This window comes from Nocardioides sp. Z43_10 (assembly GCF_059766615.1).
This window is the reverse complement of record NZ_JCBAJY010000014.1, coordinates 1-16,722: the sequence shown is the minus strand read 5'-3', so window position 1 is coordinate 16,722 and position 16,722 is coordinate 1. Positions and strand designations below refer to the sequence as shown.

18 protein-coding genes are annotated in these 16,722 nt (G+C 71.8%); 11 read left to right on the top strand and 7 right to left on the bottom strand.

Annotation, left to right across the window (positions count from 1 at the left end; all coding sequences use genetic code 11):
• Window positions 1-41: 41 nt before the first annotated feature.
• Together AC6EI4_RS18895 and AC6EI4_RS18890 are read right to left on the bottom strand one after the other, a co-directional pair.
• Complete coding sequence (locus AC6EI4_RS18895; protein ID WP_498452411.1) at window positions 42-806, bottom strand: hypothetical protein; 765 nt, start codon at window positions 804-806, stop codon at window positions 42-44.
• Between the two features lie 297 nt (window positions 807-1,103).
• Window positions 1,104-1,487: a VOC family protein gene (locus AC6EI4_RS18890; RefSeq protein ID WP_498452410.1), complete on the bottom strand. Its 384-nt coding sequence runs from the start codon at window positions 1,485-1,487 to the stop codon at window positions 1,104-1,106.
• 142 nt (window positions 1,488-1,629) lie between these two features.
• On the opposite strand from AC6EI4_RS18890, the gene AC6EI4_RS18885 reads away from it, so the two are divergent.
• From AC6EI4_RS18885 to AC6EI4_RS18860, 6 genes are all read left to right on the top strand, one after another.
• Window positions 1,630-2,121, top strand: a complete 492-nt coding sequence (locus AC6EI4_RS18885; RefSeq protein WP_498452409.1) for an anthrone oxygenase family protein — start codon at window positions 1,630-1,632, stop codon at window positions 2,119-2,121.
• A 50-nt stretch (window positions 2,122-2,171) separates the two neighbouring features.
• Window positions 2,172-2,471, top strand: a complete 300-nt coding sequence (locus AC6EI4_RS18880) for an NAD(P)-dependent oxidoreductase (RefSeq protein WP_498452408.1) — start codon at window positions 2,172-2,174, stop codon at window positions 2,469-2,471.
• 9 nt (window positions 2,472-2,480) lie between these two features.
• Window positions 2,481-3,464 carry an AraC family transcriptional regulator gene (locus AC6EI4_RS18875; RefSeq protein ID WP_498452407.1) on the top strand — a complete coding sequence of 328 codons (984 nt, stop codon included), beginning with the start codon at window positions 2,481-2,483 and terminating at the stop codon, window positions 3,462-3,464.
• Between the two features lie 86 nt (window positions 3,465-3,550).
• Entirely contained in the window at window positions 3,551-4,918 is a 1,368-nt protein-coding gene (locus AC6EI4_RS18870) for a GntP family permease (RefSeq protein WP_498452406.1), read from the top strand.
• 258 nt (window positions 4,919-5,176) lie between these two features.
• Window positions 5,177-6,007 carry a hypothetical protein gene (locus AC6EI4_RS18865; protein WP_498423140.1) on the top strand — a complete coding sequence of 277 codons (831 nt, stop codon included), beginning with the start codon at window positions 5,177-5,179 and terminating at the stop codon, window positions 6,005-6,007.
• Window positions 6,004-6,711, top strand: coding sequence for a hypothetical protein (locus tag AC6EI4_RS18860; protein WP_498452405.1), 708 nt, complete (start codon window positions 6,004-6,006; stop codon window positions 6,709-6,711). Before AC6EI4_RS18865 ends, AC6EI4_RS18860 begins: the two co-directional genes overlap by 4 nt.
• Window positions 6,712-6,732: 21 nt before the next feature.
• Here the strand turns inward: AC6EI4_RS18860 and AC6EI4_RS18855 are convergent, their stop codons facing one another.
• Window positions 6,733-7,083 (bottom strand): type II toxin-antitoxin system HicB family antitoxin, encoded by a 351-nt coding sequence (locus tag AC6EI4_RS18855; RefSeq protein ID WP_498423099.1) that lies wholly within the window; start codon window positions 7,081-7,083, stop codon window positions 6,733-6,735.
• Between the two features lie 384 nt (window positions 7,084-7,467).
• Here AC6EI4_RS18855 and AC6EI4_RS18850 point away from each other — a divergent pair, with 384 nt between their 5' ends.
• A complete protein-coding gene (locus AC6EI4_RS18850; protein WP_498423101.1) occupies window positions 7,468-7,800 on the top strand; it encodes a hypothetical protein in 333 nt (110 codons plus the stop codon).
• Between the two features lie 14 nt (window positions 7,801-7,814).
• Here AC6EI4_RS18850 and AC6EI4_RS18845 read toward each other — a convergent pair whose 3' ends face one another.
• The 4 genes from AC6EI4_RS18845 to AC6EI4_RS18830 form a co-directional block, all read right to left on the bottom strand.
• A complete protein-coding gene (locus tag AC6EI4_RS18845; RefSeq protein WP_498452404.1) occupies window positions 7,815-8,627 on the bottom strand; it encodes a hypothetical protein in 813 nt (270 codons plus the stop codon).
• A 152-nt stretch (window positions 8,628-8,779) separates the two neighbouring features.
• On the bottom strand, window positions 8,780-9,580 hold the full coding sequence (locus tag AC6EI4_RS18840; RefSeq protein ID WP_498452403.1) for an alpha/beta fold hydrolase: 801 nt from the start codon (window positions 9,578-9,580) through the stop codon (window positions 8,780-8,782).
• 40 nt (window positions 9,581-9,620) lie between these two features.
• Window positions 9,621-11,282 carry a fatty-acid--CoA ligase FadD8 gene (fadD8, locus tag AC6EI4_RS18835; protein ID WP_498452402.1) on the bottom strand — a complete coding sequence of 554 codons (1,662 nt, stop codon included), beginning with the start codon at window positions 11,280-11,282 and terminating at the stop codon, window positions 9,621-9,623.
• Complete coding sequence (locus AC6EI4_RS18830; RefSeq protein ID WP_498452401.1) at window positions 11,279-12,322, bottom strand: LLM class F420-dependent oxidoreductase; 1,044 nt, start codon at window positions 12,320-12,322, stop codon at window positions 11,279-11,281. Before AC6EI4_RS18830 ends, fadD8 begins: the two co-directional genes overlap by 4 nt.
• An 80-nt stretch (window positions 12,323-12,402) precedes the next feature.
• On the opposite strand from AC6EI4_RS18830, the gene AC6EI4_RS18825 reads away from it, so the two are divergent.
• From AC6EI4_RS18825 to map, 4 genes are all read left to right on the top strand, one after another.
• Window positions 12,403-13,365, top strand: a complete 963-nt coding sequence (locus AC6EI4_RS18825) for a Zn-ribbon domain-containing OB-fold protein (protein ID WP_498423111.1) — start codon at window positions 12,403-12,405, stop codon at window positions 13,363-13,365.
• 19 nt (window positions 13,366-13,384) lie between these two features.
• A complete protein-coding gene (locus AC6EI4_RS18820) occupies window positions 13,385-14,437 on the top strand; it encodes a thiolase family protein (RefSeq protein WP_498452400.1) in 1,053 nt (350 codons plus the stop codon).
• Window positions 14,437-15,600, top strand: a complete 1,164-nt coding sequence (locus AC6EI4_RS18815) for a thiolase family protein (RefSeq protein ID WP_498452399.1) — start codon at window positions 14,437-14,439, stop codon at window positions 15,598-15,600. The genes AC6EI4_RS18820 and AC6EI4_RS18815 overlap by 1 nt, the downstream gene beginning before the upstream one ends.
• A gap of 183 nt (window positions 15,601-15,783) precedes the next feature.
• Window positions 15,784-16,548: a type I methionyl aminopeptidase gene (gene map / locus AC6EI4_RS18810; protein ID WP_498423117.1), complete on the top strand. Its 765-nt coding sequence runs from the start codon at window positions 15,784-15,786 to the stop codon at window positions 16,546-16,548.
• Window positions 16,549-16,722 lie beyond the last annotated feature (174 nt).

Genomic DNA, 16,722 nt, shown 5'->3' with positions numbered 1-16,722 from the left:
CGCGGAGGTGGCGGTCACTGGACCGCCACCGCCGCGGGTGGTCAGCAGGCGCCGCGGTGCGTGCCTTGGGTCGGCTGAGCGGCGCGGATCGACTTGTCGTTGGGGCTCTTCAGCGAGAAGTAGCGCACCGTGTCGACCTGGAGACGGCTGCGGTTCATCCGCTTGCCGGGGGCGGCCTGGAGCTGCAGGCGCAGGGTCAGCGGCACACCGGAGAGTGCGGCCTTGCGGCGCTCGGTGGCACGCACCTTGCCGTCGATGAACCAGGAGATCCGTCGCGGCGTCACCTCGACGGCGTAGGTGTGCCAGTAGTCATTGGTGAGGTTGATGTTCTTGCGGGTGCTGGTGAAGGAGCGGTTCGGCAGGGTCCGGGCGTACTGCTTGACGGTGTTGCCGGTGGGCTTGAAGCTGGCGAGCGAGACGTTGCGCGCGCCGCAGTTCTGCGCACGCGCCCCGGCCGGGATCAGCTCGGCGGCGACGGTGTAGTTGCGGTGCGCGGTCTCGTAGCGGCGCCCGCGCAGCCGGATCTCCCACCTTCCCCGGTCGTGCGCCTTGGTGCGCAGGGTGGCGCCGATGCTTCCGCGGCCGGTGCTCTCGACGGTGATCATCCCGTTCTGCGTGCGGACCGAACCGCGACCGTCGACGTCCCAATAGGACTCCAGCGGCTCGACGAAGTGGTCCACGAAGGCGATCGGATACCAGCCGTACTCGTAGGCCGCGAACACCTTGCCGGGCATCCGGCGGGCGTCCTCCGGTGGGGCGGCCTGGGCGGCGGGGATCGGTGCCAGCAGCGCCAGGGCGGTGACCACGGTGCCGAGTCGTCGGGCGGTTCGGGTACGTCGCGTGGGGGTGTGTGCGGACTTTCGCGGGACTCTACCGAGGCTGCAGGGAGGTGGAAAGGGGCCGTGCTCCACCTCAGCGTCGACCCGGCCCGGCCTCCCCCGCCGACGCGAGCACCCCCCACGCCCGGCTTGTAACGCGGGGTTATCACCACTACCGCAGCGAAATACCGCCGAGGTAGTGGACATAACCCCGCGTTACAAGCAGCGGCGACGTGGCGAGGCCGTACGGCGGGGCGGCGGGGTGGGGCGACCGCGGAGGCGAAGTCAGGGGCGGGGCTGGTTGACGAGCCAGCGATGACCGAAGGGGTCCCGGAACACCGCCACCCGACCGGCCGGCCCATCCTCCGGGCCTCGGTCGAGGGCGGTTCCCGAGCCCGTCACCTGGGCGAGCAGCACGTCGACATCCGGCACCTCGAGGTGCAGCGTGACCGCGGAGCCCCTGCTCGCGTCAGGTGCTTCCACGCCGGTGTCGGGGAACGGGTCGGCCATCATCCACCGGGCACCGGCGGCGGCCATCTCGACGTGCCCGATGCGCCCGTCGTCCATCATGATCGGCTCGACGGAGACCTCGGCGCCCAGCACGTCGGCGTACCACTTCATGGCGGCGCGCGCGTCGCCCACGCACAGGTACGGCGTCAGCTGGTTCATCGGCTCTCCCAGGCGCGATCGACGTAACTCCACGCTACGGCCTGACGTGTCTTCGCGGAATACGCCTCGACGGGTGTTTGGCGCATGGCGATGAGCGGGTGAGCCATTCCAGAACGCTCCACCGGTCGACACGCTGAGGGACATGACCAGCGCACTCCTGACGCCGACCCTGGCGGTCGCGGTGGTGGCCAACGGGCTCACCGCCGGTTTCCTGGCCGCCTTCGCCCACACCGTGATGCCTGCTTTGGCCACGGCGGACGACGACGGCTTCATCGCCGGGTTCCGGGCCCTGGACCGGGCGGTCTACAACCCCTGGTTCATGGCGCCGTTCACGCTGGCGCCGGCGCTGGTCGGGGTGGCGCTGATCCTGGCGCTCACCGCTGAACGCCCTGCGGCGGCCGTCCTGCTGGCGGCGGCCCTCGCGCTGGCCATCGCCACCGTGGTGATCACCGCGGCGGTGCACCTGCCGCTGAACCGGTACCTCGCAGATCTCCCGCCCGGCGCCGGAGCACAGGTGATCGCCGAGGCCCGCGCGCGCTTCGAGCAGCGCTGGGTGCTGTGGAACATCGTTCGCACGGTGACCGCCACCGGCTCCTTCGCATGCCTGGCCCTGGCCCTGGCGCGCGTCCACTGACACCCCAACACCGACCCACCGCCTGATCCACCGACCGATCGGAGAGTCCCATGTCCCACGACCCCCTCGACCTCGTCTGGAAGCACCTGTTGTTCGGGCTGCTGCTGCGTCGGGCGTACGCCGACCACCAGCGCCAGGAGGACGTGGTCCGCGCGAGCACGCTGGACTGGACGATCCTGCGGCCCGCGGCCTTCACCGACGGTCCGCTGACCGCGAGCTACCGGCACGGTTTCGGTCCTGACGACCGCAGCACCACCTTGAAGATCTCGCGCGCCGACGTCGCGCACGCCCTCCTGCGGCAGCTCCGCGAACCCGCCGGAGTCGGCCGGGCGATCGCCGTCTCCTACTAGCCTGCGGGGATGGACATGCTCGACGTGCTGCTGGAGGGGCCCCGGGCCCGTGGCGCGTTCCTGCTGCGCTCCCTGCTCGACGCGCCGTGGAGCCTGCGCATCGAGGACGAGGCGGCGCTCGCCCTGGTCTTCGTGGTCCGCGGTGGCGGCTGGCTCGTGACGGACGCCGGCGAGCGCCACGAGCTGCGATCCGGGGACCTGGCGATCGTGCGGGGGCCGGCGCACTACACCGTCTGCGACGACTCGGCCTCGCCGGTGCAGGTGGTGGTCGGTCCCGGGGGCAGCTGCACCAGCACCGAGGACCAGAGCCCGCTGGCAGAGCTGTGGGGACGTGGCGTGCGCACCTGGGGTCCGGGGCTGCGCGGCGAGACGGTGCTGCTCACCGGCACCTACCAGCACACCGGCGAGACCGGCCGCCCGCTGATGGCGGCGCTGCCGGACGTGGCGGTGGTGCGCAGGGACAGCTGGTCCTCGCCCCTTCCGCACGTTCTCGCCGCCGAGGCGACCGTCGACGCGCCCGGGCAGCGCGCGGTGCTGGACCGGCTCCTCGACGTCGTGCTGATCGCCGCCCTGCGCACCTGGTTCAACGGGAGGGCGGGCGAGGTGCCCGGCTGGTACCGCGCCCAGACCGATCCCGTCGTCGGCACGGCGCTGGGGCTGCTGCACGCGGCTCCCGAGCACCCCTGGAGCGTGGCCGAGCTCGCTACCCGGGCCGGGGTCAGCAGGGCGGCCCTCGGGCGCCGCTTCGCCGAGCTCCTCGGCCAGCCGCCGATCGCCTACCTCACCCAGCGACGGCTGCGACTCGCGGCGGACCTGCTCCTGGAGTCCGACGCCACCCTCACCGCGATCGCCCGCCGGGTCGGGTACGGCAGCCCGTTCGCGCTCAGCGCGGCGTTCAAGCGAGAGTTCGGGCGCAGCCCCCAGGAGTACCGAGAGCTGCGGGGCTCCCCCGGTGGCCTCGGCGCCCCGGGCGTGCCGGCGGCCGCCCGCTGAGGTCCCGACCGGCGGGGGTCGTCGCTCTTTGCGGGCGGGTCCCCTAGTTTGGTGGCGTCCGTCACAGCGAGCGTCAGGGAGCCCCCATGGAGATCGTGCACTCGGCCATCGCGATCCTGGCCGCGATCCTGCTCATCATCCGGTTCAAGATCGACCCCGTCATCGCGCTGCTGCTGTCCTGCGTCTACCTGGGGCTCGCCACCGAGCAGGGGGCCGAGGGCACGGTCACGCTGATCACCGGGGGCTTCGGCGAGATCATGGCCGAGGTCGGTCTGCTGATCGGGTTCGGCGTGCTGATCGGGGCGCTGCTGCACGCGATGGGCACCTTCGCGGACCTGGTGGAGATCCTGGCCCGACGGGTGGGCCGCCGGCTGCCGTACGCGATGGCCGCCACGCTCTCGGCGATCTTCCCCTCCATCTACGTCGATGTGCAGGTCGTCCTGGCGGCGCCGATGGCCAAGGAGTCGGCCCATGCCGTGGACCGCCGCCTCGGCCTGCCGTGGCTGGCCGGGTCGATGGCCATCGGCATCTTCGCCGGGTACGTGTTCGTGGTGCCGGGCCTCGCGGCCGTGGCGATCGCCGGGCTGATGGACGTGCCGCTCGGCGAGTACCTGCTCTACGGGCTGCCGATCGGCCTGGCCACCGCGCTGATCACCACGCTCCTGTTCCGACTGCTGCTGAGCCGCGGCTTCTGGAACAACGAGACCGACCTGGACCCCGACGCGCTGCCGGACCCCGAGCACGATCCGGCTGAGGCCGAGGGCGCGCCGGTCGCCCAGGAGGCGGCCCGGCTCAGCCTGTGGGTGCGGCTGCTCCCGATCCTCGTGCCGCTGCTGCTCATCGGCGCCGGCGCGGTCACCGACGTGGCGGGCGGCTCCAACCCGGTCCTCGCCTTCCTCGGCGACGCCAACATCGCGCTCTTCGTCGGGCTGCTGATCGCGTTCGGCATGGTCCGGTGGTCCCTGGGCGCCGACGGGGTCGGCCGGGTTCTCGCCAACGGGTTCCAGACCACCGGCGAGATCCTGCTGGTCACCGGCGTGGGTGGGTCGCTCGGCGCCGTCATCGCCGCCAGCGGCATGGAGGTGACGCTGAAGGACCTCTTCTCCGTCGACGAGGGCGCTCCGGTGATCCTCAGCATCCTGCTGGCCTGGTTCATCGCGGCCCTGCTGCACTTCGCGATCGGCTCGGTGTCGGTCGCGGCGATCACCGCCGCCGGCATCATCTCGCCGATCGTCGGATCCCTCAGCGTCGATCCGGTCGTGATCGCACTGGCGATCGCATCGGGCGCGATGTTCGCCCTGCACGTGAACAGCAACTTCTTCTGGATGTTCACCACCCTCCTCGACCTCTCCACCAAGGGCAGCCTGAAGACGCTGACGCTGGCCACCTCGCTCGGCGCCGTCGTCTCGCTTCCCCTGGTGCTGGTGGCCAGCCTGGTCGCCGCGGCAGTGTGAACCCCCGCATCCCTCCGGCCCCTGCACGGTGATCCCGTCAGCGCGGCCTGGGTCAGGCGGCGCCGGATGTAGGTGGACAGGGCCTCCAGATAGCGGCCGTGCCCCCTCATTCAGGCGCCGCGGACGTTGATCGTGTGCGGCGCCGGGACCGGGCCGCCGCCGAGGCCCACGTCGAGTCGGCGCACGTCACACCCTCGGGAATCCGAAGTCCGGGGACGCCTCGGCGGTGACTACGACACAATCCGGTTCGTGCCCCACATGCTGGATCTCTGGTCCCGGAAGTTCTGGCAGGTCACCGGTCGAAGCGTCGACCTCGACGGCCGCGAGCGGTGGCTCGACGCGCCGGTGAGTCGGTCGCCGCGAGTCAGCAACGAGTGGCTCGAGGCTGAGGCGTCGCGGCACGGAGGCGCGCTGGGAGCCGAGGACCCGGACGCCGGGCTGCTGCCGTCGATGTCCGCCCTCGACGGTCCCGGCTTCGATGCGGGGCGCCTGCACCCGGACGTGCGCGACTTCTACGAGCACACGGCGTCCTGGCGGATGGAGGTGTGGACCGGTTGGTCGCCGTTCTTCTGGCCTGGCGGGGAGCTGGTCTCGCGATTGTGGGGGCGTCGTGTCGAGCAGCTCGCCCTGCCGATGCGGCCGCTGGACGTTGCTCACGGGATGGACAGCCGGGTCACGCCGATCCGCGACCACCGCGATGCCCAGGTCGCGGCGGCCTGGACGCGCACGCTGCGCAGCGACGGGCGGCCGGTGTTCAGCGGCGCCTACTCCGCCCGGACGCTCCCCGGAGCCGATCGCCCGAGCGTGCACGTCGCGTTCCCCCTGGAGTCCGGCAATCTCCAGGTGTTCCTTCGCCCCACCGTCCTCGACTGCGGGGGGCTCCTCCTGGAGTCACCGAGTGGCCGGTTCGGCGAGGACGGGGCCTACGTCGTCGTCCGCGCGCGCCGAGCTCACGCCGCCCGGATCCCGTTGCACGAGACCTTCCACGTGTACGTCGACGCCCACGGCGTGCTGCGCACCGACCATGTGCTGCGGGTGTGGTCCGCGCCGGCGGTTCGGCTCCACTACAAGCTCGAGCGGGCGTCGTGACGATCCACAGCTTCCACCTGGCCGAGGTCCCGCGGTTGGTCGGGGCACGGGCGTTGATCCGTCCCCCATCCACCCCGACGCCCGGCCTCGACCACCTCGAGTGCCTCTCGCTCATGCGGCTCGGCGCCCCCGTGGCCTCGCCCGATCGGCTGCAGCTGTCCCGGTTGGCCGTCTTCGCGCAGTGGCAGGACGAGGAGGCACTCACGCAGTTCCTCGCCCGCGATGCGTTGGGACGCGCCCTGGCCCACGGGTGGCACGTGCGCCTGGAGTTCATCCGCCGGTGGTCGGGCATCGCCGCGCTGCCGGGCCTGCCGGTACGCGCCGGCACGTGGCAGCAGGAGGAACCGGTGGTCGCCGTCACGTTGGCCCGGATGCGACTGCCGGAGGTGCCGCGCTTCCTGCGTCACGGCAGGCCCGTGGAGCGACTGGTACGGGACCACCCGGGCGTCACGCTCGCGGTCGCCGCCCTGCGACCGCCGCGGACCATCTCGACGTTCTCGATCTGGCACAGCGTGGCTCAGATGGTGGAGATGGTCCACGGGCACTCGGACGTCCCCGACCCCGATCGGCACGCCGCGGCGATGCGCGAGCGCAAGCGCCGCGACTTCCACCACGAGTTCGCCACCTACCGTTTCCGTCCCCTCTCCGAGCACGGCTCCTGGGAGGGCCGCACGGGCATCGTGCCGAAGCCACGTGCTGGCTAGCTGTGATGCCCAGCGCCGGCATCAGCTCGAGGCGAGCTTGCGCAACACGTACTGGTTGAGGCTCATGTGCTCCTCGGCCGCGTGCATCACGAGATCGCGATGGAGGTGCTCGCCGATCCGGACGTTGAAGGTCCCGGAGAACTTCCGCTCGGAGAGGGGCTGGGGCACCGCCTCGCCGTCGGCGCTCATCTCCTCGACGACGTCGGCAACGAGTCTCTCGAGACCGTCGATGGCATCGCTGCGAGACGCTGCCAGCCAGGACAGCGAGGGAAACTCGAGGCAGGTGGCGACGTACTCGTCATCGTCGGCTGACCAGGTAACCCGGTAGGTGTAGTGCTCCGCGTTCACGGAGCGACGCTTCAGCGTCTCCATCACTGTGCCTCCTTCTTATCGATCGCCGCGAGGACCTGCCGCACCTGATAGGCCTTCGCCTTGCCGGAAGTCACGGACTACGGTACCGCCAGTGGTACCGTGACTCAAGGTCGCCCGCACCCGACCTCCGCTTCCCTGCGCACTCCGCCTGTCGACTGCCGTCGAGGTCGAGCACGCTGGAAGCGAGCCCGGATCGGACTACAGGAGGACTTCCAGCCCCTTTTGAACGAGGAGTGCGGCGAGTCAGCGTCGGGGGAACACTCGCGGGCAGCCCGCCCCATGCCTGCGCTGTGACCCGCCTTGTCGTCTCTGCGTTGTTGTCGGGCGTGGTCGTCGCCTGCGGCGCTGGGGTGGCCGGCTCGGCGGCACACGTACGGTTCGGGCATGTCTACCTACCCAGGTCGTTGGCTGGTCGCCGCGTCATTCGCTCTTGCAGCACTCTCCGCCACCCTGGTGATCCTCTGGCTCGCCCTGGGAGACGACGCGACGCTGATGTGCGACCTGGGACAGGCATCGTCACTGTGGGGTAGCGCCGACCGGAGCTGGTTGCCGCCAGGCACCACGTGCCGCTGGGATACGAACGGCATCGAGCACGTCGACAGCCCCGATCCGTCACGATTCGCGGTTCTCGCGATGGCACTCCTGGGCGTGCCACTCGGGCTGTACCTGCGCCGACTCCTGCGTCCGGTGGGTGAGGACGATCTGCGTGCCAGATAGCGCGCCGGGGAGCCTCACTCCCCTCCCCCAGCGCACGAGACCGCGTCGTCGATCACCTCGACCAGCTGATCGCGGCTCGGTCCGGGGGCGTACGGCGCCCGCCAACCCGTCTCGTAGATCCGGGGGTCGGCCTGGGCCGCCTCGCAGATCCGCTCGGTCGACGGCGGGCGGGCCAGGTCGAGCGCGGCACCTTGCCAGCGTGCCACGGCGTCGCCGTCGATGACGATGTGGTCCTCGACCCAGGGCCGGACGTACTCGTCGCGCCAGTCGCCGAACGGGTCGGCGACCTGGCCCGGATCCGCGCCGTCGTCCAGGACCCGCAGCAGGGCGTCGACCTGGGTGAACGCCATCGCCACGCCCCGACCGCGCGTCGGCGTCGTGGTCGACACGGTGTCACCGAGCGCGACCAGCCCGGCGAGCCCGCGCTGGGATCGGTAGACGTTACGCAGGGCGCCGCCCACCATCACCGGGCCGGTGGGTCGCGCCCGGTCGGGAACGGTCCACGCGGCGAGGGCCGGGACGGCGCGACAGGCGGCGTCGAACACGGCGTCGAACCGCAGCGGCTTCAACGCCTCATCCGCGGTCGGGCAGACGAAGAGGACAGGACCGAGCGCCGCGAGCGGTGACCGATGGAGGTGGCCCGCTCCCCCGGGGGCCCCGATCACCATCTGCTCGGCCCCGGGGCCCAGCCACGCGTCGTACGCCGCCGGCCAGCGTCGCCGCAGCACGTCGGAGACCTGCGGCCGGAACCCGTGGGCATGCTCGAACTGCATGACCCCGCGGCGGCGCCAGGTGCCGTCCTGAGCCGGGCCGGGGTCGCGGTCCACCGAGGTGACCTCGTGCCCACGCGCCGCCAGCGCCGCACCGGTCAGGCACCCCGGTCGGCCCGGAGCCGAGGACGAGGACCTTCACAACGCACCACGCTCCGCTCCGCGCCGTGGGGGGTCGACGTGTCGACGTGGAGAGGATCAGCCCTCCGCTAGCCCGATCCCGACGGATGGGCGCGACAGAACGCGCGCACGGCTTGGTTCACCTGCACGGGCCGTTCCAGGTGACTCAGGTGCCCTGCGTCGTCGATCACGACGAGCGTCGAGTCCGGGATCGCCTCGTGGAACTGGTGCGCGACGCTCAACGGCGAGCGCGCGTCGTACTGTCCCCAGATCAGCAGAGTCGGGACGGCGATCCGGGGCAGCAGGTCGCTGAGATCGGCCTGCGCCATGATCGGCAGCTGGAGGCGCAGGGTGTCCGCTCGGACATCGGCAGCGATGGCCGCGAGCAGGGGGACGAACTCTGCCGGCGGGTCGTTGGCGAAGAGCCCCGGAGGCGTGGGGTCGAAGGGCTCATCCTGGACGGAGAGCATCTTCTGCGTGCTCGCCAGCCGTGCGCGGACCTCCTCGGCGGGCAGCGATCCCTGCCACCCGGCGTAGGTGTCGATCAGGATCAGGGTCGCCACCTGCGCAGGGTGACGGCGGTACAGCTCGAGCAGCACCGTGCCGCCCCAGGAGAGGCCGGCCAGGTGCGCCGGTCCGAGATCAAGGCTCTCCAGCAGCCCAGCGAGTGCATCCGCGATGTCCGCCAGGGCGAAGTCATCCGGAAGGTCCGCGGAGCTGCCGGCCCCCGGCTCGTCCCAGGCGATGACGGTGAACTCATCGCTCAGGTCCGCGAACTGCGGTGCCCAGATGCGGCTGTCCTCAGCGGCGCCGTGGACGAGGACCAAGGGCGCTCCCTGGCCGTCGCGCTGGTAGGCGATCGTGAGGCCACCCGTCTCGACAAGCTGCACCTCTCGACGGTACTCGGGGCGAGCGCCCTCTGGCGCGCGGTCAGCCCACCGACCTGTCCCCCGTCCAGAACTGCGCGCGCAGCACCTTCTTGTCCGGCTTGCCGAGCGCGGTCAGCGGCAGCGCGTCCACGAAGACGACCTCCTTGGGCGCCTGCACCCCGCCCTTGCGCTGCTTGACCGCCGCCTTGATCTCCGTGGCCACCCGGGCCCGCGACGCCTCGTCGCCGGCGTGCTCCTCGCGCAGCACCACGATCGCGGTCACCGCCTCGCCCCAGCGCTCGTCGGGAGTGCCGATCACGCCGACCTGCGCGACCGCGGGATGCTCGGCGATCACGTCCTCGACCTCGCGCGGATAGACGTTGAAGCCGCCGGTCACGATCATGTCCTTGGTCCGGTCCACGATGAACCAGAAGCCGTCCTCGTCCTCGCGGGCGACGTCGCCGGTGTGCATCCAGCCGTCGCGGAAGGTCTCGGCGGTGGCCTCGGGCAGCTTCCAGTAGCCGCCGGCCAGCAGCGGGCCGGCCACGCAGATCTCGCCCGGCTCCCCGACCGGCACCGGCTGGCCGTCCTCGCCGAGCAGCGCGGTGCGCAGGAACGCCGAGGGCCGTCCACACGAGGTCAGCCGCGCGTCGTCGTGGGCGCCCTTGGCCAGGTAGCTGATCGCCATCGGCGCCTCGGACTGGCCGTAGTACTGCGCGAAGATCGGCCCGAACCGGTCGATCGCCTCGCGCAGCCGGACCGGGTTGATCGCCGACGCGCCGTAGTAGACGGTCTGCAGCGAGGACAGGTCGCGGGTCCTCGAGTCGGGGTGGTCGAGCAGTGCGTAGAGCATCGAGGGCACCAGCATCGTCGCGGTGATCCGCTGCTCCTCGATCATGCGCAGCACCTCCGCGGCGTCGAAGCGCGGCAGCACGTAGCAGCAGCCGCCCTTGAGCACCGTCGGCACGAAGAACGCGGCCCCCGCGTGCGAGAGCGGCGTGCACATCAGGAACCGCGGCGCCTCGGGCCACTCCCACTCCGCCATCTGGATCTGCGACATCGTGGTCATCGCCTGCACCGTGCCGATCACGCCCTTGGGCCGACCGGTGGTGCCACCGGTGTAGGTGATCGACACGACGTGGTCGGGCGGCAGCGTCGCCGCCTCCAGCGGCTCCGGCTCGTACGCCGCGGCCGCCGCGGCCAGGTCCGTGCCGACCCCCGCCAGCTCGTCGGGGACCGGGCCGATGGTCAGCACCTGGCGCAGCCCCGGGCACTGCGCGAGCAGCCCGAGCGCGCGCTCCACGAACATCGGCACCGGGTCGATCACCAGCGTGGTGATCTCGGCGTCGTTGATCACGTAGGCGTGGTCCTCCAGCGACCCGAGCGGGTGCAGCGCGGTGCGCCGGAACCCCTGGGTCTGCCCGGCCCCCAGGATGAACAGCACCTCGGGGCGGTTCAGCGCCAGCAGCGCGGCGCCGCTGCCATCGCCGGCGCCGAGCCGTTCGAAGGCCTGCACGTACTGGCTGATCCGCGCCGCGGTCTCCCGGCCGGTCAGCGTGGTCTCGCCCAGGTGCATCACCGGGACGTCGCGGTGGCGTTTGAGCGCCGCCACCATCAGGTGACCGTTGTGGGTGCCGACCCGCATCGGGTCGACCCCGCCGCTGGCGACCTGACCGCTGGGGAGCTGGGGCTGGGCCTGGGGCTGGATCTGGGTGTCGCTCACGCGAGAACCTCCGCTGCTCGTCGTACGTCGTGGGGGGTGTCGGCGGTCAGCAGCAGCATCGTCACGCCGGCGTCCGCCCAGCGCTGCGCGCCCACGCGGACCTGCTCGGGGGTGCCGATGATCGTGACCTCGTCGACCAGCTCGTCGGGCACCAGGGCGCTGGCCTCGTCCTTACGGCCCTCGAGGTAGAGCTCCTGGATCCGGTCGGCCACGTCGGCGTAGCCCATCCGCTCGAAGACCTGCTTGTGGAAGTTCTGCTCCTTGGCGCCCATCCCGCCCATGTACAGCGCCAGCCACGGCCGGTAGGCGTCCCTGGCGGCGGCGGCCTGCCGCTCGTCGTCGGCGATCACCACGTGACAGGTGGCGGCGACCTCGAACGTCTCACGGGTACGACGTGCGCCGGGGCGCGCGAAGCCCTCGTCGAGCCAGCCGGCGTACATGTCGGCCATCCGCGGCGAGAAGTAGATCGGCAGCCAGCCGTCGGCGATCTCGGCGGCCAGCGCGACGTTCTTGGGCCCCTCGGCGCCCATCCAGATCGGCAGGTCCGCGCGCAGCGGGTGCACGATCGGCTTGAGCGGCTTGCCCAGCCCCACCCCGTCGTCGCCGGGGTAGGGCAGCGGGTAGTGCGGGCCGTCGCTGGTGACCTTGTCCTCGCGGGCGAGGACCTGGCGCACGATGTCGACGTACTCCCGGGTTCGCGCGAGCGGCTTGGTGAAGGGTCGGCCGTACCAGCCCTCGACGACCTGGGGGCCGCTCACGCCGAGGCCGAGGATCACCCGGCCGCCGCTGAGGTGGTCCAGGGTCAGGGCGTGCATCGCGGTCGAGGTGGGGGTGCGCCCCGAGAGCTGCGCGATCGCGGTGCCCAGGCGCAGCCGGGAGGTGTCCCGACCCCACCAGGCCAGCGGCGTGAAGGCGTCCGAGCCCCAGGCCTCGGCGGTGAAGATCGCGTCGAAGCCGGCCTCCTCGGCCGCCGCCACCAGCTCCCCGACACCGGCGGGGGGAGCCGCTCCCCAGTAGCCGAGCTGTAGACCGAGCTTCATCCAACCTCCTGTGGTGACCGGACCCGCAGGCCCCGCGTGACGCTTGCCACACACAATAGAACATGTTTCACTTCCGAGCCATGACCCGCACCCTGCAGGCCCCCGTCCAGGTGGCCTTCGACTACACCCGCTCGGTCGGCCCCGTGCTCGGCGCGTTCTTCACCGGACTGCGCGACGGACGCCTCGTCGCGGGCCGCACCAGCGACGGATCCGTGGTCCTGCCGCCGCCGGAGTTCGACCCGCACACCCACGAGCCACTCGCCGACCTGGTCGAGGTCGCCGCCACCGGCGCGGTGGTCTCCTGGGCGTGGGTGCCCGAGCCGGTGGCCGGGCAGCCCTTCGACCGGCCCTTCGCCTGGGCGCTGGTCCGCCTCGACGGGGCGAGCGTGCCGTTCCTGCACGCCCTGGACGTGGACTCCCCCGACGCGGTCTCGGCCGGGATGCGGGTCCGGGTGCGCTGGGCCGACGAGCGCAGCGGCGTGATCACCGACATCGCCTGCTTCGAGCCGGACGACAGCCTCGCGGTGGTCGGTGAGCTGACGCCGTTCGCGGCCACCGAGGACCCGGTCACCGGCATCGTCACCCCGGTCGCGCTGGACTACCTCTACGCCGCCTCGCCGGAGGAGTCGGCGTTCTTCCGCGGCCTCGAGCAGGGCCGCATCCTCGGCCAGCGCTGCCCGGTGTGCCACAAGGTCTACGTGCCGCCGCGCAGCGCCTGCCCGGTCGACGGGGTCGCCCCCACCGAGGAGGTGGAGCTGGCGCACACCGGCACCGTGACGACGTACTGCGTGGTGAACGTGCCGTTCCTCGGCCAGCGGATCAAGCCGCCCTACGTGTCGGCCTATGTGCTCCTCGACGGCGCCGACATCGCCTTCCTGCACCTGATCCTGGACGTGCCCGCCGAGGAGGTCCGGATGGGGATGCGCGTCGAGGCCGTGTGGCGCCCGCGCGAGGAGTGGGGCACCACCGTGGAGAACATCAGCCACTTCCGCCCGACCGGGGAGCCGGACGCGGACTACGACACCTACAAGCAGCACCTCTGAGACGAAGGACAACGTGGCTGTGAGAGACGTAGCGGTCGTCGGGTTCGCCCAGCGACAGATGAAGGAGTTCGACGGCTCCCCCACCTGCGTGGAGATGCTGGTGCCGATCTTCGCCGAGCTCTACGAGCAGACCGGGCTCACCCGCCAGGACATCGGGTTCTGGTGCTCGGGCTCCTCGGACTACCTGGCCGGGCGCTCCTTCTCCTTCGTCTCGGCCGTCGACGCGATCGGCGCGCTGCCGCCGGTCAACGAGTCGCACGTGGAGATGGACGCCGCCTGGGCGCTCTACGAGGCGTGGCTGAAGATCCAGACCGGCGAGATCGACACCGCGCTGGTCTACGGCTTCGGCAAGTCCTCGGCCGGCGTGCTGCGCCGTACCCTCACCCTCCAGCTCGACCCCTACACGATGACGCCGCTGTGGCCCGACACCGTCTCCCTCGCCGGGCTGCAGGCCCGCCTGGGCCTGGAGGCCGGGCTGTGGGACGAGCGGGCGATGGCCGAGGTGGCCAACCGGTCCCTGAGCGACGCGGAGAAGAACGAGTACGCCGTGCGCAGCGGCGGCTCCTCGGTCGAGGAGCTGCTGGCTCGGGCGATGTACGCCGACCCGTTGCGCAAACACGACATCGCCCCGGTCAGCGACGGCGCCGCGGCGATCGTCCTCGCCGCCGACGACCGGGCCCGCGCCGTCACCCAGCACCCGGCCTGGATCACCGGCATCGCCCACAGCGTCGACCCGCTGCACCTGGGCGCCCGCGACCTGACCCGCTCGGCCTCGACGGCGGCCGCCGCCCGCGGCCTCGACACCGACGGGGTCCAGGTGGCCGAGCTGCACGCGCCGTTCAGCCACCAGGAGCTGGTGCTGCGCGCGGCGCTGGGCCTGCCCGACGACGTCCGGGTCAACCCCTCCGGCGGGGCGCTGGTCGCCAACCCGATGTTCACCGCGGGCCTGAACCGGATCGGCGAGGCGGCCCGGCGGGTCTGGGAGGGCTCGGCGAGCAAGGTGCTCGCCCACGCCACCTCGGGCCCGGTGCTGCAGCAGAACCTCGTGTGCGTGATGGAAGGGAACAGCTGATGGGCAAGCAGCTCGCCGCCGTGGTCGGGGTCGGCCAGACCCACCACCGCGCCAAGCGCCTGGACGTCTCGATGGCGGGGCTGTGCCGCGAGGCCGTCGACCGGGCCCTCGAGGACGCCGGGATGACGTTCGCCGACATCGACGCGATCGTGATCGGCAAGGCCCCCGACCTGTTCGAGGGCGTGATGATGCCCGAGCTGTACCTCGCCGAGGCCCTCGGCGCCGCCGGGAAGCCGCTGCTGCGGGTGCACACCGCCGGGTCGGTGGGCGGCTCGACCGCGATCGTCGCGGCGTCCCTGGTGCAGGCCGGGGTGCACAAGCGGGTGCTGACGGTGGCCTTCGAGAAGCAGTCGGAGTCCAACGCGATGTGGGCGCTGTCGGTGCCGGTGCCGTTCATCATGCCGGTGCACGCCGGGGCCGGCGGCTACTTCGCGCCGCACGTGCGCTCCTACATCCGCCGCTCGGGCGCGCCGCTGCACGTGGGGGCGGTCGTGGCGGCCAAGGACCGGCAGAACGCGCTGCGCAACCCGTACGCGCACCTGCGCAACAAGGACACCACGGTGGAGTCGGTGCTCGCCTCGCAGATGCTGTGGGACCCGATCCGCTACGACGAGACCTGCCCCTCCTCCGACGGGGCCTGCGCGATGGTGATCGCCGACGAGGACACCGCCCGCGCGGCCACCTCACCGGCTTGGATCCACGGCACCGTGATGCGCTCGGAGCCGACCACCGCCGCCGAGCGCGACCAGGTCAACCCGCAGGCGGGCCGGGAGGCGGCGGCGGCGCTGTGGAAGCAGGCCGGGATCACCCACCCGCTCGACGAGATCGACGCGGCGGAGATCTACGTGCCGTTCTCCTGGTTCGAGCCGATGTGGATGGAGAATCTCGGCTTCGCCGCCGAGGGCGAGGGCTGGAAGCTCACCGAGTCCGGCGAGACCGCGATGGACGGCCGGATCCCGGTGAACTGCTCGGGCGGGGTGCTCTCCTCCAACCCGATCGGCGCCTCCGGCATGCTCCGCTTCGCCGAGGCCGCGCTGCAGGCCCGCGGGCAGGCCGGCGAGCACCAGGTCGACGGGGTACGCCGCGCGCTCGGGCATGCGTACGGCGGTGGGTCGCAGTTCTTCGCGATGTGGGTGGTGGGCGCGGAGCGTCCGGCGAGCTGATCAGCGCCGAGCGCGCTCCTGGCCGCGCGCGCCGCGCGCTACCGATAGGTAACTGGAGTTCTTCAGGCACCAGGTGCGTGGGAATCTCCAGTTACCCGCCGGTCACCGGCGCGGCAGGCAGCTGGGGGTGGTGTTCGCTGGCGCGGTTCTGCTGCGAGGGGGCCGTCCGCCTAGGCTGGGGCCGTGATCGAGCTCCGTACCCCCAGCCAGATCGAGGAGATGCGACCCGCCGGCCGCTTCGTGGCCGAGGTCCTCACCCGGCTCACCGAGGTCGCCGACGTCGGCGTGAACCTGCTCGAGCTGGACGCCCTGGCCCACCAGATGATCCGCGAGCGCGGGGCGGAGTCGTGCTACATCGACTACCACCCGTCGTTCGGGGCCTCCCCGTTCGGCAAGGTGCTGTGCACCTCGGTCAACGACGCCGTGCTGCACGGCCTCCCCCACGACTACAAGCTGCGCGACGGCGACCTGCTCAGCCTCGACTTCGCGGTCGCGGTGGACGGCTGGGTCTGTGACTCCGCGGTCAGCGTCGTGGTCGGTACCCCGCGCGAGGAGGACCTGCGCCTCATCGACGTCTCCGAGCGGGCGCTCTCCGCGGGCATCGCCGCCGCGCTCGTCGGCAACCGGATCGGCGACATCTCCGCCGCCATCGCCGGCGTCGCCCGCGAGGCGGGGCTGCGCATCAACACCCAGTTCGGCGGCCACGGCGTCGGGCGCACCATGCACGGCGACCCGCACATCCCCAACGACGGGCGCGCCGGGCGCGGCTTCAAGCTCCCCGAGGGCCTGGTCATCGCGATCGAGCCGTGGTTCCTGCACAGCACCGACGAGATCTTCACCGACCCCGACGGCTGGACCCTGCGCAGCGCGGACGGCTCCCGCGGAGCCCACAGCGAGCACACGATCGCGATCACCGCCGACGGCCCCCAGATCCTCACCGCCCGCTGACCCCCGCGCGGGCCCCGCGCTCCATGTAACGCGGGGTTATGTCCACCACCACAGCGAAATAACGCCGCGGACTCCATCGGTCGTAGCAACGCTGACCGATGGTGGTGTTGTGGATGGCGAAGCGGTACGTGCCTTACGAGGAGCGCGAGGAGTTCTTCGAGCTGGTCTGCTTGG

Bases quoted from the DNA above. Each gene is read 5' to 3' on its own strand.
- AC6EI4_RS18890 (WP_498452410.1), bottom strand. From the start codon at position 1,487: ATGAACCAGCTGACGCCGTACCTGTGCGTGGGCGACGCGCGCGCCGCC.
- AC6EI4_RS18885 (WP_498452409.1), top strand. From the start codon at position 1,630: ATGACCAGCGCACTCCTGACGCCGACCCTGGCGGTCGCGGTGGTGGCC.
- AC6EI4_RS18880 (WP_498452408.1), top strand. From the start codon at position 2,172: ATGTCCCACGACCCCCTCGACCTCGTCTGGAAGCACCTGTTGTTCGGG.
- AC6EI4_RS18875 (WP_498452407.1), top strand. From the start codon at position 2,481: ATGGACATGCTCGACGTGCTGCTGGAGGGGCCCCGGGCCCGTGGCGCG.
- AC6EI4_RS18870 (WP_498452406.1), top strand. From the start codon at position 3,551: ATGGAGATCGTGCACTCGGCCATCGCGATCCTGGCCGCGATCCTGCTC.
- AC6EI4_RS18865 (WP_498423140.1), top strand. From the start codon at position 5,177: ATGCTGGATCTCTGGTCCCGGAAGTTCTGGCAGGTCACCGGTCGAAGC.
- AC6EI4_RS18855 (WP_498423099.1), bottom strand. From the start codon at position 7,083: ATGGAGACGCTGAAGCGTCGCTCCGTGAACGCGGAGCACTACACCTAC.
- AC6EI4_RS18850 (WP_498423101.1), top strand. From the start codon at position 7,468: ATGTCTACCTACCCAGGTCGTTGGCTGGTCGCCGCGTCATTCGCTCTT.
- AC6EI4_RS18830 (WP_498452401.1), bottom strand. From the start codon at position 12,322: ATGAAGCTCGGTCTACAGCTCGGCTACTGGGGAGCGGCTCCCCCCGCC.
- AC6EI4_RS18825 (WP_498423111.1), top strand. From the start codon at position 12,403: ATGACCCGCACCCTGCAGGCCCCCGTCCAGGTGGCCTTCGACTACACC.
- AC6EI4_RS18815 (WP_498452399.1), top strand. From the start codon at position 14,437: ATGGGCAAGCAGCTCGCCGCCGTGGTCGGGGTCGGCCAGACCCACCAC.